We start from the raw sequence: 15375 nt of genomic DNA, 5'->3' as shown, positions 1-15375 counted from the left end.
AAATGTGTTGTGGATATTGCTCATCTGTTGTTACTACAACATCTCTTTTTTTGAAACCGCCAGATCCAACTTCTTTCGTTTGATCGATCATTTTAATTTTTCCTGTAACTTCCATCTTCTCTATTTTAATTGTTTTGTTCTATTTTTTTCTTTCCGCCAAAAGTACCTTCCAGGCCGAGGAAACATCGTTAGCATTTAAATATTTTTTGGCTTCCAGATGCACTTTTTCGGCATCATCAGCACTTAAAACTCCTTTTACTGCAAAATTTTGTTTTACAAATATACTAACTTCTTCGGTTGTAGGCAAGGCTTCTACATTTCCTAAAATCCCTAAATCATTTCCATCAAAAATGGGACTTTCTTTGATGAAAGTCGGAATTGCATCTACTCCAATTCCTAATGTCGATAGTGGTTTTGGCACTTCAAAAAGGCCTTGATTGGATCTTGAATACCAATTACCACCCAATCTAGAAACCAAGTCGATTTTATACTGATCTATCGCACCCTTCTCGTCTAAAACCGATTCATCTATGTGAATTCGAAGCACTTCGCAAAGCACTAAATTCCCAGCTCCACCTTCTGTACCTAGCGGAATAATCTGAGTGACTTTGCATTCAAATTGCACTGGTGATTCTTTTACTCTATACGGTTTTACCACCTCTGAAGCTACAGGTGTTAAGCCTGATTTTACGAACTCATCTACTCCATCTGCATATTCTGTACTGGCCAAAGAAATCTGTTGCACCATGTCATAATTCACAACATTAATGACTACTTCCCCAGTTGCTTCTACATTAATCAGTGTGTGTTTTATCGAATTATCGCGAACGCGTCTCGCAGGCGAAAATATCAAAATAGGAGGATTAGCACTAAATACATTAAAGAAACTAAACGGAGAAACATTCGCATTTCCCGCTGCATCCATCGTACTAGCAAAAGCAATAGGCCTAGGTCCGACGGAACTTTGTAAATACCCTTGTAATTTTGCTGTTTCAATACTTTTAGGATCAATAGTTATCATATCTTAATAATTTAATACTGTGGAATACAAAAGTAGACAAATCAATTAAGTTTAAGAAGTAAGACAAAAGATTTAGAATAAAATTAGAATGTGATTTCTTTGAGAGAAAATTCTTTGGTAAAAACTAAAATAGTAAAGCATTTATTTCTTTAAATTTACGCACACTAATTTAACGGTCTCCGTTTCGAAATTTTATTAGAGATTTTGGAACAGAGTTTTCCACAACAAATATACTATCGTTAGTTACAGAATATAAAAAAAAAAAATGGCAGAAATAAGTAATGAAGAAAGTTATCCCAATATTCGAGAAAGTTGGAGAGTGATAGGAACAATAATATTATTTCAATTGTTATTTAGTATTATAGTAACACCATTTGAAACAACTTTAGGAAAAGAACTTACCTCCTTAATTTCTTATGTTCTGACAATGGGGGTTACTTTTGTTATTATTCATCTTAAAAGGATAAATAGACAAGAGACGAGTAATTATGATTTTGGAATTGGTTCGATAAAGATTATTTTACTGCTTTTCTTTGCGACAGTTGCAATTGAAATAGGAATAATAGTTCCTATTACTAGCCAAATCACAATGCCAGACTATATGAAAAAGATACTTCTCGACGATGGAAGTAGCACGGTTGTGTATTCATTTATTACCATAGTTATTGCAGCTCCTATTTTTGAAGAATTGATATTTAGAGGAATTATTCTAAATGGACTTTTAAAAAGCTACTCTCCACTAAAGTCAATAATTATTTCAAGTTTGCTTTTTGGTCTAGTTCATTTGAATCCTAGGCAGTTTATAGTGGCTTTTATCCTTGGCAGTTTATCCGGTTGGGTTTATTTTAAAACAAACAAATTAACTCTATCCATTATTATACACATGACTAATAATTTCCTAGCCTTTCTTGGCCAATATTTTAGATCAAGAGATGTGAATTTAACTAAATCAACAAGCGAGTACTCATTAACTGAATTATATGGAGGAACGACAAACCTAATTATAATATTAACTGTAGCAATAACCATAGCACTAAGTTCTATTTATCTACTTGACAAAGAATTTCGGAAAAAGTAAAAAAAATAGCTACACATAACACTAGAATAAAATAAAGTGGTCATTTCTTTAATTAAAAATTCTTTGGTAAAAACTAAAATATAAGTGCTTATATTTCGTTACATTTATACCTCTAAAATATATTTATGCAGTTTTCCGAAAGAAGAATTAACACCCGCTGGGCTATTATTTTTGCATCTTTTTTTATCATTTTATTAATTCTTTGGAACACCTATACTTTTTTTCAGATCTTCAAAAATGAAGAACGATTAAAAATGAATCTTTGGGCAAAAGCTCAAAAAACACTTAACAATGCCGATGAAAATACCGATGTGGAACTGCCGCTTCTAATATTTAGCAACAACACATCTATTCCCATCATAGTAACGGAGAATAAGCGCATTATCAATACAGTAAATATTGACGATGCCATTGTAAAAAATGATCGCAAAGCCCATGTTTTTTTATCCAAATTAAAAAACGAAAACGAACCCATTGTGATTGAGTATGTACCTGGAAAATTTCAGAATTTATATTATGGTAATTCTGCCTTGCTCAACAAATTAAAATATTACCCTCTTGCATTACTACTTATTATTGTGCTTTTTGGTGGATTAGTTTATAATTTTTATCGCAGTACAAAAATTGCTACACAAAACAAACTTTGGGCTGGTATGGCCAAGGAAACTGCCCACCAGATTGGAACTCCGCTCTCTTCATTGATTGGCTGGGTAGAACTCTTAAAAACTGAAAATATAGACGAAAGCACCACATTTGAAATTGAAAAAGATATTGAGCGCTTGCAAACCATAACCGATCGTTTTTCTAAAATTGGCTCAGAGCCAAAATTAGAAAATAAAGATATCGTTGCCGAAACTTTTCAATCTTTTGACTATCTACAATCTCGATTCTCCAAACAAATTGAATTTTCGTTCCAAGCACCACAAACCCCAATTTGGGTTTCCTTGAACCCAACATTACACAGCTGGACCATTGAAAATTTAGTAAAAAACGCCATAGATGCGATGAAAGGAAAAGGAAAATTAGCACTTCAAATCGAGCAAGAAGGTGCATCTGTAAAAATAAATGTTTCCGATACGGGAAGCGGAATTCAAAAAAGTCAATTCAAAAGTATTTTCGAACCCGGTTTTACTACAAAAAAACGCGGTTGGGGATTGGGTTTATCGTTGTCAAAAAGAATTGTTGAGGAATACCACAATGGAACAATCAAAGTACTGAATTCTGAGATTGGAAAAGGAACAACAATGCAGGTTAGTTTTAAAAAAGTAGTTTAACCCAAAGGAATTCCCAACCAAGTAATTTTCGAGAACATCGTTTTCCTAACTATTTTAGACTTACTCAAATAATTTTTTACAAACAACGAATGTTCTTCGGCTTGCGCCAAAGCAGCTCCTATTGATTTTTTAATCGATGCTACATTCGCTGCGTTTTGATCCCCAACAGAACCAATACTGTAAATATCATTATGACATTTCGTTAATTTAGCCTTTGGTATTTCAATCATTCGGCTAGTCTCCTCATCTGAGAAAGCAGGCTTGAATTTATTGTTTCGGTAATGAATAAAATCATTTAGCAAGACTACCGCTTCATTCAATTCTCGCACTACAGCATTCAATTTTTCGATATTTGTATTGTATCGCAAAAAAGTCAAATGTTGCTTTTTATCTTCGTAACGCTCCACAATCATGGCATTTTTTAAACCATTTTTTGCTATTCTTTCAGCTGATGTGAATAACTGATCTTCTTCTGAAAGTGTGAGATAAATATTGATTTCTTTTTCGAAATCGAAGTATTTCTTAGTTTTATTCATTTGAATTTTACCTTCATAAAAGTCATTATTCGAAATAGGATAATTCGAAAATTGCCACAAATAATCAAACGGCATATGTGATGCGATGCTCACAGATGGAGCTACTTTAAAATAGCTGTTGTTCAGTTTTTTAAAGAATTTTCCATTATTTACGTAACCAGCGCCCCAAGTAGGATCAAACACATACCACTTGTTGTTAATTTTTGCAGCTATCCACGCATGGGCCAAACTACTCACTTTTCCGAACTGTTTGGTGTACCCTTCTATAATAAAAGACTGAATTCCCACTTTTTGAGCAAGATCATTAAAAACGACAGCATAATGAGCACAAACTCCTTTTCTCCTTTTTAACGTTTTGGCAATTTTTTCTGGAACTGTTTCAATAACATTCAAATCAAACATTCCTGGTACATCATAGCTGATATTTGATGCCGTCCAATAAAAAACAGCTCTGATTTTGTCAGTTTCTGTTTTGAAATTAGCATTGATATAATTTGCAATGGCATCCGTTGAGCTTGCTGAAGCACTTGGAATAGCTGCCATTTTAGCATCTACCAGAGGATATCCAGTATTGACCTGTCCAAAACCAAGAAGAGAGAAAGAGAAAAAAAGTACTAAACAAATGTTTTTCATAATAAAAATCTAAGCTAAAAATAAAAAGGGAAAAGGCTTTCACCTCTTCCCTTTTAAACTAAAACTGTACCAATTTATTTTATTATGAAAATTAAATGTTGGCTGCAATACCAGCTGCCAAAGTTTCAAATTCATCCTGAGTCAACACTACTTTATTTTGAAAACGCATTTCATCCATGTCATTCAAAGGAATCAAATGTACATGCGCATGCGGAACCTCCAATCCAATAACTGACATTCCAATTCTTTTACACGGCACTGTTTTCTCTAAAGCCACCGCAATTTTTTTAGAAAACTGCATCAGTCCCAAATACAAATCGTCTTCCATCTCAAAAATCTTATTGATTTCTTGTTTTGGAATGCAAAGCGTATGCCCTTTCGCATTTGGATTTACATCCAAAAAAGCTAAGAAATTTTCATCCTCTGCAATTTTGTAGCATGGGATTTCTTTGTTAACGATTTTTGTGAATATGCTGCTCATTCTACTATTTTAAAAAATTAAAAACTTTTAAACTGCGTTCGGTACGACCTAATTATTGAAATTAATCACGAGATATTTCTAAAATTTCGAATTTCAAAACGCCATTAGGCACCGTGATTTCGGCAAATTCGCCTACTGATTTTCCTAATAACCCTTTCCCAATTGGAGAAGTTACTGAAATTTTTCCGGTTTTCAAATCGGCTTCGCTCTCTGCTACCAAGGTGTATGTCATTTCCATACCGTTGGTTTGATTTTTGATTTTCACGTTAGACAACACCAAAACTTTAGAAAGATCCAAATGCGTTTCATCTATTAATCTTGCATTAGAATGTACTTCCTCTAATTTTGCAATGCGCATTTCTAGCATTCCTTGTGCTTCTTTAGCAGCATCATATTCAGCATTCTCAGACAAATCTCCTTTATCTCTCGCTTCGGCTATATCTGCAGATGCTTTAGGACGCATTACGCTTTTTAAATAATCTAATTCTTCTCTTAATTTCTTTAACCCTTCTGCGGTGTAATACGATACTGTACTCATAACTTCATCATTTATATAAATAGAAAAAATCCCATCGGGACGGGATTTCTTTCCACTAAGATACTACTATTTTTTTGACTATAAATATATGTTAATCATATATAATTCAAAGTTAAATAAATTAAATTTGTTTCACTAATACTTTGACACTATTTTAAAATGAAAAAATACCTACTGCTTTCCGTTATAATTCCTTTCTTTTTTTCATGCAGTGATTCTGGTTTTGATAATACAAATCCATTTGTGCCGAATTATACTTTTACAGTAGACATCAATATGAATTTGCCTGCCTACTCTAACCTACAATATGCTAGCAATGCTATTTATTATCCAGGTGTTGGTGCTCGAGGAATTATTGTTTTTAATACCGGTAGTGGCTATAATGCCTTTGATGCTGCTTGTCCTAACCAAGCCATAAGTGCGTGTTCGACTATGACCATTAAAGGAATTAATGCTCTCTGTGATTGTGATACTGAAGAATACAGTTTGTTTAGCGGGCAGGGGAAATTACAATATCCTATGAAACAATATCGGGTTCAGGTAAATGGAACTACGCTACGGGTTTATAATTAAACAAAAAATCCTGATGTTTTACCATCAGGACTTTTCACAATATAACTAAAATAAATCACTAAAACCTCAACGTTACTCCTGCTAAGAAATTAATTCCCGCTTGTGGGTAATAGTACGGATAGATATCATACATGTAGCCATTTGAAACATATTTTTTATCTAAAAAATTGTTTACAAGACCCGTTACAATTATTTCTTTGAAAATTGATTTGGGTTTAAAAGTGTAGGCAACATTTAAATCATTCACAAAATAATCTGCCAATTTTGCTGCTGGCAATTCGATGTTATTCATGTATTGCTCGCCTACAAATTTTTGCAACCATGAAATATGCAAGCTTTCAATAGGTGTGTAGACTAGAATATTTCCTGCAATAATCGATGGTGAATACGCGATATCTGTAGTGCCGTAATCCTTTCCTTCAACAGCTAAATCCCTATTTTTATTAGCACTCAAAGTAAAATTAGGACGGATAATTAACTGATCTGTTAGCGCTATTGTAGCATCTACTTCCAGTCCTAAACGGTAGCTTTTCTCGCTATTGGAACGTATTGGCGCACCTACATCATCGAGATTACCTGTCAAAATCAATTGATCTTTATAGGCCATATAATACACATTTGAGTTGAATTGTACTTTCTCAGCCAAATACCTCCAGCCCAATTCAAAGTCATTCAACTTTTCTGGCTTAACGTTTCCGCCTTCATAATCCGTTCTGTTTGGTTCTCTATTCGCTCTGGCATAGGAAAAATATAAGGCATTATTAGTATCAATATCATACGTTAATCCCGTCTTTGGATTAAAGAAATTAAAGGTATCATCTACAGAATTGGCTTGAACGCCATCTGCTTGATAGTTTACAGAACGAAATTGTAAATCTCCAAACAAACTTAATTTATCAGTAATTTGATAATTGGCTTTGGCAAAAATATTCCCATCTATTTTTACGGCATAATCGTCATAATATTTGTCTCCAAGCTCACTTTGAGATGCAAATCGCGCCCAAATGACTTTACCAAAATGGCTTCCTTCATACTTATTCCAGCCTCCACCAAAAATAAAATCTAATTTAGCATCCTTATAGTTCGCTGAAAATGTGGTTCCGTAAAAATCATTATCCAACCATTTTTGACGAATTAAATCAGTAGAATTAACTTGTTTCCCATCGACCGTTATTGGAGTATATCCTAAAAAACTAAATGAGGTTTCATCACTAAACAATACATTCTTAAAATACCAATCATCTGCATATTCTTCATAATAACCTTTACCTTTGGTATAATGCAAGGCAAAATTAGAACTCCAGTTATCCGACCATCTTTCATTCCAGTGTAACTGATAATGATCTTGTTGATAATTATCAGTTTGATTTTCATAAAAACCCTCTTGATTACCAGCATCATCATATTTCTGACCGATAGAATTAAACCTGCGATTGGTATTCAAGGTCTCGCCATCTATACCATTCCACGACTGATATGTTTTTTCATTTCCACCAAAAACGAGTGCTTTTATCAATGTAGTTTTGCCTACATACGTTCCCTGCAGAAAATATGATTTCAAATCAGAAGCACCGCGATCAACAAATCCGTCTGATTGGATCGCCGATAAACGTCCTGCGATTTCAAAATGGTCATTCATTAAACCGGTACTGAATTTTACGGTATGCTTTCGAGTATCGAAGCTTCCAAAAGAGTTGGATATTTCTCCCGTACTTTGGGCAGCATAATTATCTGTTAGCATGTTCAGGCTTGCGCCAAAAGCACCCGCGCCATTTGTAGAAGTTCCCACACCGCGCTGCAATTGCAAACTCTCTACAGAAGAAGCAAAATCTGGCATGTTTACCCAATACGTACCGTGACTTTCAGAATCGTTATACGGAATTCCGTTGATGGTCACGTTCACACGAGTAGCGTCACTACCACGCACTCGAATTCCCGTGTAGCCTACACCATTTCCGGCATCAGAAGTAGTCACAACTGATGGCAAATAATTCATCAAAATCGGGATATCCTGTCCCAAATTGCGAAACTTGATTTCCTTTTTGCCCAAATTGCTAAAACTGACTGGGATTTTTGCAGTGACACGAACTGCCGAGACCAAAACTTCATCTAACTGATTCAATTTTGTAGTGTCTTTAACCTGTGAAAATGTGAAAAGTGAAAAGTGAAGCGAGCAAAGTAATACTGATACTCGTACAAATTTAGTTTGACTTTTAGTCTTTGCCTTTAAGCCATTCTTAAAAAATAAGGTATTCATTCGTAAAAATGTTACGAATAAAAGGGGGAATTATTCTTGTTGTTAAATAAAAAAAATGATTGCTTCCTATGACAAATAAAGTAGAGTAAACGCTATTATTTTGTCATTATTTCCCTTGACAACATTACTTGTCCAGGTTCTTTGGGTATAATCTCAGCTCGTTATTTAGAGCACCCCTTTGAGACAGCGCAAAACTAATTATAAATTGTGAATTATAAATTACGAATTGTAATAAATTTTAAAAATCGGGTTTTCTACGATTTTTCTTGACTTCAGAAATGCTCTTTTTGTCCTTGATTCGCTTCCTTATCACCGATTTCGGAATTCTGGTAGGTTTACGTTCTTTGGGAATGAACAACGCATCTTTTATAAGTGTTAGAAATCGTTTGATAACAATTTCTTTATTTCTAATTTGGCTTCGGTCTTCATCACAATTCAATATTAATACTGCATCAGTAGTCAATCTAGATGCTAACTTGGTTTCAACCAAAAATTTCTCCTCTTCGTTTAATGCCTGAGAATTTTTTAAATCAAAAGTCAATACTACTTTCGAGGACACTTTATTGACATTCTGACCACCGGCTCCACTACTTCGGACGGCTTTAAAACTCAGCTCTGATATGATTTTTTCCTTTTCCATTATTTCGGCTGATGCGCTGCTTTCAATAAATCATTTACGCTTTTTACAGGATTGAAAGTGATTAAAGGAACTTGGACAAATATTGTAATCCAGTTTGCCATAGCTCCATTCCATAAGCCCGGTAATTCGTATGATTTTACTGTTTTTCCTAATGTTGTTTTCTCTACAATAAAACCACTGTTATGATCGACAAATTGTGCCAAATCAAACTTCTCATTTTTATAATTTTTTATACCGCAAACTAAGTCAACTGGATTAAAATGAGTCGATGCGTTCAGAATATTTTTTTGATTTTCATCAGACAAATCAACCTGTGAACTTTCTACGATTTGTAATGAAATCGCTTGATCTTTATCTTTTACCCAAAACGGACCTCCGCCTGCTTCCCCTTCATTTTTTACCATTCCACAAACTCTAATCGGTTTGTCTAAAAGAGCTTTTAATTCTATAATTTTGTTTTCAAAACTAAATTGGTAAAAAGCATCTAGAATTTTAAAGTTCAGTTTTTTCTCTAAAAAAAGTACTATTTCATCTATAGATTCTTCACGAACCTCTTCAGCTTCGATTGCATGTAGGTACTTAAAAATTTGGCACTGAGATTCTATCAAGATTCCGGCTAATGCTTTTTTATAACGAGCCGTTTTTTCGATTTTATTTTGAATTACATTATCGATATTTTTGATAAATACAATATCAGCATCAAGGTTATTTAAATTTTCAAGCAAAGCGCCATGACCTCCTGGTCTAAAAAACAAGTTCCCATTTTCATCTCGGAATGGATTATTGTCCGCATCAACTGCAAGGGTATCTGTATTCTTATTTTGAAATGAATAACTTACATTTATTATTGTTTCAGAGTCACATTCGACAGCACCTTTAATGGCATTAATTATAGTTTCAAACTGACCTAAATGAGCTTCAGACATTGTAAAATGCAAATTCGAACTGTTGTTTGAACTCGCATAATAAATACACTCTTGAAGATGCTCCTCAACAGGAGTTACTAATCGGTTTTGATAATTATGAAAAGGAAGCGCCCCCTTAGGTTTATTCCCAAAATCAAAGTGATCTTTTGCTAAAAGTAATTTTATAAAATAGTAATTCATTCTGTCTCGGTCAAGAGAATGAAAATCAGAAAACACTTCTTTTAATTTGTCATCAATGATCTTAAAAAAAGGGAATTTTTCTAAACCTACTATAAAAACAGACAATTCGGTATCTTTTTTCTTATTGATGTAAGCATTAATACTTTCTTTCTCAATGTCAAAATCATTCAAAAAAGCGATCAAAAATTTAAACATCCTACTCGCCGCCCCAGATGCTGGAACAAATTTCTCTAACTTAAAACTGTCTTTATTTTCATCAAAAAAAAATGCCTTTTCTTGAAAATCATTTTCTGATAGTTCTAAAATTCCATTGAGTAATGTGGCTGGCGCTACTAAATTACTTTTTGCAATTCCGTTTCTAAAAAAATTAAGCTGTTGTTCAATGTTATGTAATGAAACTCCTTTGTCATAAATTTGCACGAAATCAAGTGATGAAAATCCCATTTCTGTCGCTTTTGACAAATCCTCAATGATTGCGATTGCTTTCTTGAATCGTAAATTTTTATCCCCTGAAAGAATTACAAATGGCTTGTTATTGTCAAGTAAGGATTGCTTGAAAATTGCAAATACAGACTCTCTCTGGTCAGGACCATCTCGTAAATCGTCTTTTTCCCATGGAACATCAATATCCGTTAGAAAAAATAGGTCATACTCGTGTTCCCGAGCCGCTTGATCCAATATAGGATCACAAAAATTATAATACACCTCCGAAAAAACTTTGGTGACTAATAAATTTGTATCACAAAAAAGATATTTATTAGCAATTGAAGTGCTTTCATTTTCTAATTTGGTTTGGCCATAAGCAATCGGCAACATATCATCAACAGTACATATTTGCTGGTTTTTATCCCATTTTTTTTGAAGATATTCACGTGCGTATTCTGGAACCCATTCGGTTTTATAATACTCCGCAAGCTGCCTGGCTAATGTGGTTTTTCCCGTACTTTCGGGACCAAATAGAGCAATTTTAATTATTTTTGTAGTTCCGTTTGGGAGCTGTCTAAGGTTTTCTTCCATTCTAAATAGCCAAAAATGGCAACAATTGTAAATACTATGTATTGAAAACTAGTGAAGGTAAATCCTTTTGAAAAATATAGTGGAATTGAAATTACATCTCCAATTATCCAAAATATCCAGTTTTCGACTTTTCTTTTGGCCATGAGCCACATTCCTACAAAGAAAATTCCTGTAATAAATGTATCTACATAAGCATACCAAGTGGTAAATTTTCCGAAATAATGATATACCGAAACCACAAAGGCTACCGTAAATATAAAAAGAATTATCGCAATTCGTTTTTCGGCGCTGGAAATTTTTGAAATTGGAAACTCAATTGTATCTCCTTTTTTCCGAGTCCAGTGGTACCAGCCATAAATACTCATCACAAAATAATATCCGTTGATCATCATATCGCCCCACAAAGTCCATTTCCACAATAAATAGACAAAGATCGATGTGCTAACCAATCCTGTTGGAAAAACCAAAATATTATCTTTTTTGGCATACCAAACACTCAGTAAACCAAAAATAACAGCCACGATTTCTAGAACAATATCTAGGGTTGGGTAATCTTTATACTGAGAAAAAAAGTATTCTATCATTGAAATATTTTAGGTTTGTAAATTTACGTCCTTGTCCCACGAATGCTCACGGAATCAATGTCATTAAGTTAAGGAATAATCCTCATGATTGTGCCATTCCGACGAAGGAAGAATCGCAACAAACGTGCGCAAAAAACAGAGATTCCTCCTTCGTCGGAATGACAAATAAACACTTACTTAATGACATTACGCTCGAGATGCCAAATAAAACTAATGTCTGTCATTAAAAAAATTAGTGTTGTTTTCAAAAGCGGTTCCAATAACCACTAAATCGGCTCCTGCATGATACGCATCTTGAATGCCCTGCAAATCTACAATTCCGCCACCTACTAGTAACGGAATCTCAATATTTTGAGCTACTTTTTTAATCATTCCTAACGGTACTGCCTGTTTTGCTCCGCTTCCCGCCTCGAGATAAATTAACTTATTGCCTAACATTTCACCAGCTTGTGCGGTTTGAACAACGTAATCGATATCATCACGATTTAAAGGCTGGGTTTTACTAATGCGTTCAACGGCGGTTTCAGTTCCACTTTCTATCAAAATATATCCTGTAGAGATAATTTCTAAATCTGTTCGTTTCAGTATTGGAACAGCATTTACTTGATGTTCTATCAAATAATCAGGATTTCTTCCTGAAATTAATGATAAAAACAAAATTGCATCTGCTTCATCTGAAATTTGAGATGGATTGCCTGGGAATAAAACGATTGGTAAATTAGAGTTTTGCTTAATTTGCGCAACTAATTGATCAATAATAGTAGTTGTAACTTGGCTTCCGCCAATAAAAATATGACTTGCAGGAGATTGATTTATTTTTAAAATTAGATCGGATAAAGTCTCCAAAACTACTTTGTCAGGATCAAGAAGAATGGCGAGTAATTTTGATTGCTCGCTTTTTGCCTTTAAAATGTCTTTGTAAATATTTGTCATACTTTTTACCACGAATTCGCAAACTTGCAGTTTGTTTTTAATTTTCGAAAGCGTAAACTAACGTAAAATCCTCTATTTCTTCAAAATGAATATTGAAATTTTTAACTAAATTATTAAAATGAAGTTTGGCAGTGGTTAGTTTACTGTTTACATGAAACTCCTCGACCCTTATATGATCTTTGAAACTGATTCCTTTTTCGTTTCTAATTTTAAAAATGGCTTCCTTGGCTCCCCAAATAACCGTTAATATCCTAATATATTCGTCACTATCCGTATTCAAATATTGAAATTCTGAATCACAGAATTTATCAGCAATACGAATGATTTTGTCTCTTTGCAATTCGATGTCGATTCCTACGGCTTCATCGCTGATACTAATTGCCGAAAAATTATGGGAATGCGTTATCGAAATGTGCTTCTCGCCTTGTAAATGCGGTTTACCAAATTCATCGTAATACAAATCTAAATCGGCATGACCCGTTTCCTGCAATAACATACGTACACTAAGAAAGGCGCGTTGGTGCATTTCAGATTTCATTCCGTTTAGGCGAATGCGGTTGCTGTCGTTTAAGACCACTTGGTCTACTAATTCTGCATAGGACTCGGTTACTTTCCAAACGAGGATTTGGGTAGTGTTCCCTTCGCTTCGGGAGAAATGTTTCGTTTTGTAAAGCGGCATCGTGTTATGATCTTGATTTTTAGCCCCGATTGAAGTGGAAATCCTTTTTATTTTTTCTTTAAAAATAAAAAGATTGCAACAAAAAGCGGGAAATAGCTCCAGAAACTGAAATAAGTTCAGCTTAAAGAAATTATTTAGTTAATGTTCAAAAGATTAGCGAATTAAACAATTCATAAATCTTCTGGAAAACAGTAAAATTCTAAAGTTATTCCGTAAATTTGCAAAAAATTTACAATACAAATATACTATAAATGAGTACTACAACTATGCCTTTTGTGGCTTTCAAAGTAAAAGACATTTCTCTAGCGGCTTGGGGAAGAAAAGAAATTGAACTAGCTGAAGCTGAAATGCCAGGTCTAATGGCGCTTCGTGCTGAATATAAAGACGAACAACCGCTTGCAGGTTCTCGTATTGCAGGATGTTTGCACATGACAATCCAAACTGCGGTTTTGATCGAAACATTGATCGCTCTTGGAGCCGAAGTTACTTGGTCTTCTTGTAACATTTTCTCTACTCAAGATCAAGCTGCTGCTGCAATTGCTGCTGCTGGAATTCAGGTTTATGCTTGGAAAGGATTGAACGAAGAAGATTTTGACTGGTGTATTGAGCAAACATTATTCTTTGGTGAAGATAGAAAACCATTGAACATGATTCTTGATGATGGTGGAGATTTAACCAACATGGTTTTTGACCGCTACCCAGAATTAATTCCTGGAATCAAAGGTTTATCTGAAGAGACTACAACAGGAGTTCACCGTTTATACGAGCGTATGAAAGAAGGAACTTTGCATTTGCCTGCAATAAACGTAAATGACTCTGTGACTAAATCAAAATTTGATAACAAATACGGTTGTAAGGAAAGTGCAGTTGATGCAGTTCGTCGTGCAACTGATGTAATGTTGGCAGCAAAAAGAGTAATCGTTTGTGGTTACGGTGATGTAGGTAAAGGAACTGCCGCTTCATTTAGAGGTGCTGGATCTATCGTTACAGTTACTGAAATTGATCCAATTTGTGCGCTACAAGCTGCAATGGACGGTTTTGAAGTTAAAAAATTAGATACTGTTATTGCAACAGCTGATATTATTATTACAACTACTGGAAACAAAGACATCGTTCTAGGTTCTCACTTCGAGAAAATGAAAGATAAAACTATCGTTTGTAACATCGGTCACTTTGATAACGAAATAGACATGGCGTGGTTAAATAAAAATCATGGTGTATCTAAAGTAGAGATCAAACCACAAGTTGACAAGTATACCATTGCTGGAAATGATATTTTGGTTTTAGCCGAAGGTCGTTTAGTAAACTTAGGTTGTGCAACTGGACATCCAAGTTTTGTAATGAGTAACTCGTTTACAAACCAAACTTTAGCTCAAATCGAATTGTGGAAAAATAGTGCTTCATACAAAAATGAAGTATACATGTTACCGAAGCATTTAGATGAAAAAGTAGCATTCTTACACTTAGCTAAATTAGGTGTTGAATTGGAAACTTTACGTGATGATCAAGCAGCTTATATTGGTGTTGAAGTTGCTGGACCATTCAAACCAGAATATTACAGATACTAGATTTTAGTAACTAGTCCTTAGTGATTAGCTAAAATTATTTATAGAGAAACCCTTGCAGAGATGCGAGGGTTTTTTGTTTTTGGGCATGACCCTTCAGATTGCTTCGTCGTTCCTCCTCGCAACTGCGGGTCGGGCTATTCGCTGTATCTTTTATTGCGCTGCGCTTCATAAAAGGATGCCGCTGCTATCCCTCATGCGGGTCATATTTACAATTAGACTACTAGACTTTTAGGGACTAATAACTTGGATTATCGAACTTTTATCTAATTGTTTCTCCTATCGGCTCCCGCTCCTTCAGAGAGTCCCGAGACTTCGGGATAGGTGAGTAAACAAAAAAACCCGTTTCGAAATAAATCGAAACGGGCTTTTTAATGAATTGAGAAAATCAATTATGCTTCAACTTCAAATGGAAGGATAGAAACATAAGATTTGTTATCTCTTTTCTTTTGGAAGAAAA

15 protein-coding genes are annotated in these 15375 nt (G+C 34.4%); 4 read left to right on the top strand and 11 right to left on the bottom strand.

Features of this window, described 5'->3' with window-relative positions; all coding sequences use genetic code 11:
* Positions 1–115 (bottom strand): DUF3127 domain-containing protein (locus tag AC061C_RS13965; RefSeq protein ID WP_478291674.1); only part of this gene is annotated, 115 nt, incomplete at its 3' end.
* 24 nt (positions 116–139) lie between these two features.
* Positions 140–1021: a flavin reductase family protein gene (locus AC061C_RS13960; RefSeq protein ID WP_478291673.1), complete on the bottom strand. Its 882-nt coding sequence runs from the start codon at positions 1019–1021 to the stop codon at positions 140–142.
* 265 nt (positions 1022–1286) lie between these two features.
* On the opposite strand from AC061C_RS13960, the gene AC061C_RS13955 reads away from it, so the two are divergent.
* Both AC061C_RS13955 and AC061C_RS13950 read left to right on the top strand, forming a co-directional pair.
* Positions 1287–2099: a CPBP family intramembrane glutamic endopeptidase gene (locus AC061C_RS13955; protein ID WP_478291672.1), complete on the top strand. Its 813-nt coding sequence runs from the start codon at positions 1287–1289 to the stop codon at positions 2097–2099.
* Between the two features lie 125 nt (positions 2100–2224).
* Positions 2225–3373 (top strand): sensor histidine kinase, encoded by a 1149-nt coding sequence (locus AC061C_RS13950; protein WP_478291671.1) that lies wholly within the window; start codon positions 2225–2227, stop codon positions 3371–3373.
* On the opposite strand, the gene AC061C_RS13945 is transcribed toward AC061C_RS13950, so the two are convergent.
* The 3 genes from AC061C_RS13945 to greA all read right to left on the bottom strand — a co-directional run bounded on the left by AC061C_RS13945 (position 3370) and on the right by greA (position 5561).
* Positions 3370–4542, bottom strand: coding sequence for a transglutaminase domain-containing protein (locus AC061C_RS13945; RefSeq protein WP_478291670.1), 1173 nt, complete (start codon positions 4540–4542; stop codon positions 3370–3372). The two genes, AC061C_RS13950 and AC061C_RS13945, sit on opposite strands and share 4 nt — an antisense overlap.
* A gap of 91 nt (positions 4543–4633) precedes the next feature.
* Entirely contained in the window at positions 4634–5023 is a 390-nt protein-coding gene (locus AC061C_RS13940) for an HIT family protein (protein WP_478291669.1), read from the bottom strand.
* A 61-nt stretch (positions 5024–5084) separates the two neighbouring features.
* Positions 5085–5561, bottom strand: coding sequence for a transcription elongation factor GreA (greA, locus tag AC061C_RS13935; RefSeq protein WP_309757065.1), 477 nt, complete (start codon positions 5559–5561; stop codon positions 5085–5087).
* A gap of 159 nt (positions 5562–5720) precedes the next feature.
* Here greA and AC061C_RS13930 point away from each other — a divergent pair, with 159 nt between their 5' ends.
* On the top strand, positions 5721–6134 hold the full coding sequence (locus AC061C_RS13930; protein WP_478291668.1) for a Rieske (2Fe-2S) protein: 414 nt from the start codon (positions 5721–5723) through the stop codon (positions 6132–6134).
* A gap of 58 nt (positions 6135–6192) precedes the next feature.
* Here AC061C_RS13930 and AC061C_RS13925 read toward each other — a convergent pair whose 3' ends face one another.
* From AC061C_RS13925 to AC061C_RS13900, 6 genes are all read right to left on the bottom strand, one after another.
* Complete coding sequence (locus AC061C_RS13925; protein WP_478291667.1) at positions 6193–8391, bottom strand: TonB-dependent receptor; 2199 nt, start codon at positions 8389–8391, stop codon at positions 6193–6195.
* Between the two features lie 238 nt (positions 8392–8629).
* Positions 8630–9031: an alternative ribosome rescue aminoacyl-tRNA hydrolase ArfB gene (gene arfB, locus AC061C_RS13920; protein ID WP_478291666.1), complete on the bottom strand. Its 402-nt coding sequence runs from the start codon at positions 9029–9031 to the stop codon at positions 8630–8632.
* Positions 9031–11154 (bottom strand): DUF4301 family protein, encoded by a 2124-nt coding sequence (locus AC061C_RS13915; RefSeq protein WP_478291665.1) that lies wholly within the window; start codon positions 11152–11154, stop codon positions 9031–9033. Before AC061C_RS13915 ends, arfB begins: the two co-directional genes overlap by 1 nt.
* Positions 11109–11738 (bottom strand): nicotinamide riboside transporter PnuC, encoded by a 630-nt coding sequence (gene pnuC, locus AC061C_RS13910; protein WP_478291664.1) that lies wholly within the window; start codon positions 11736–11738, stop codon positions 11109–11111. Before pnuC ends, AC061C_RS13915 begins: the two co-directional genes overlap by 46 nt.
* A 210-nt stretch (positions 11739–11948) precedes the next feature.
* Complete coding sequence (locus AC061C_RS13905) at positions 11949–12671, bottom strand: geranylgeranylglyceryl/heptaprenylglyceryl phosphate synthase (protein ID WP_478291663.1); 723 nt, start codon at positions 12669–12671, stop codon at positions 11949–11951.
* Positions 12672–12708: 37 nt separating this feature from the next.
* Complete coding sequence (locus tag AC061C_RS13900; RefSeq protein ID WP_478291662.1) at positions 12709–13350, bottom strand: 4'-phosphopantetheinyl transferase family protein; 642 nt, start codon at positions 13348–13350, stop codon at positions 12709–12711.
* A gap of 251 nt (positions 13351–13601) precedes the next feature.
* Between AC061C_RS13900 and ahcY the strand changes: the two genes are divergently transcribed.
* Positions 13602–14918: an adenosylhomocysteinase gene (gene ahcY / locus AC061C_RS13895; protein ID WP_478291661.1), complete on the top strand. Its 1317-nt coding sequence runs from the start codon at positions 13602–13604 to the stop codon at positions 14916–14918.
* Positions 14919–15375 lie beyond the last annotated feature (457 nt).

This window comes from Flavobacterium sp. GNP010 (assembly GCF_056428945.1).
Note: the sequence above shows the minus strand (reverse complement) of the source record. Positions and strands in the feature narration are given on the sequence as shown.

What these genes read in the sequence shown, in the direction of transcription:
- arfB (WP_478291666.1), bottom strand. Translation starts at nt 9,031, where the DNA reads ATGGAAAAGGAAAAAATCATATCAGAGCTGAGTTTTAAAGCCGTCCGA.
- AC061C_RS13950 (WP_478291671.1), top strand. Translation starts at nt 2,225, where the DNA reads ATGCAGTTTTCCGAAAGAAGAATTAACACCCGCTGGGCTATTATTTTT.
- AC061C_RS13955 (WP_478291672.1), top strand. Translation starts at nt 1,287, where the DNA reads ATGGCAGAAATAAGTAATGAAGAAAGTTATCCCAATATTCGAGAAAGT.
- AC061C_RS13945 (WP_478291670.1), bottom strand. Translation starts at nt 4,542, where the DNA reads ATGAAAAACATTTGTTTAGTACTTTTTTTCTCTTTCTCTCTTCTTGGT.
- AC061C_RS13960 (WP_478291673.1), bottom strand. Translation starts at nt 1,021, where the DNA reads ATGATAACTATTGATCCTAAAAGTATTGAAACAGCAAAATTACAAGGG.
- pnuC (WP_478291664.1), bottom strand. Translation starts at nt 11,738, where the DNA reads ATGATAGAATACTTTTTTTCTCAGTATAAAGATTACCCAACCCTAGAT.
- AC061C_RS13940 (WP_478291669.1), bottom strand. Translation starts at nt 5,023, where the DNA reads ATGAGCAGCATATTCACAAAAATCGTTAACAAAGAAATCCCATGCTAC.
- AC061C_RS13905 (WP_478291663.1), bottom strand. Translation starts at nt 12,671, where the DNA reads ATGACAAATATTTACAAAGACATTTTAAAGGCAAAAAGCGAGCAATCA.
- AC061C_RS13930 (WP_478291668.1), top strand. Translation starts at nt 5,721, where the DNA reads ATGAAAAAATACCTACTGCTTTCCGTTATAATTCCTTTCTTTTTTTCA.
- AC061C_RS13925 (WP_478291667.1), bottom strand. Translation starts at nt 8,391, where the DNA reads ATGAATACCTTATTTTTTAAGAATGGCTTAAAGGCAAAGACTAAAAGT.
- ahcY (WP_478291661.1), top strand. Translation starts at nt 13,602, where the DNA reads ATGAGTACTACAACTATGCCTTTTGTGGCTTTCAAAGTAAAAGACATT.
- AC061C_RS13915 (WP_478291665.1), bottom strand. Translation starts at nt 11,154, where the DNA reads ATGGAAGAAAACCTTAGACAGCTCCCAAACGGAACTACAAAAATAATT.
- greA (WP_309757065.1), bottom strand. Translation starts at nt 5,561, where the DNA reads ATGAGTACAGTATCGTATTACACCGCAGAAGGGTTAAAGAAATTAAGA.
- AC061C_RS13900 (WP_478291662.1), bottom strand. Translation starts at nt 13,350, where the DNA reads ATGCCGCTTTACAAAACGAAACATTTCTCCCGAAGCGAAGGGAACACT.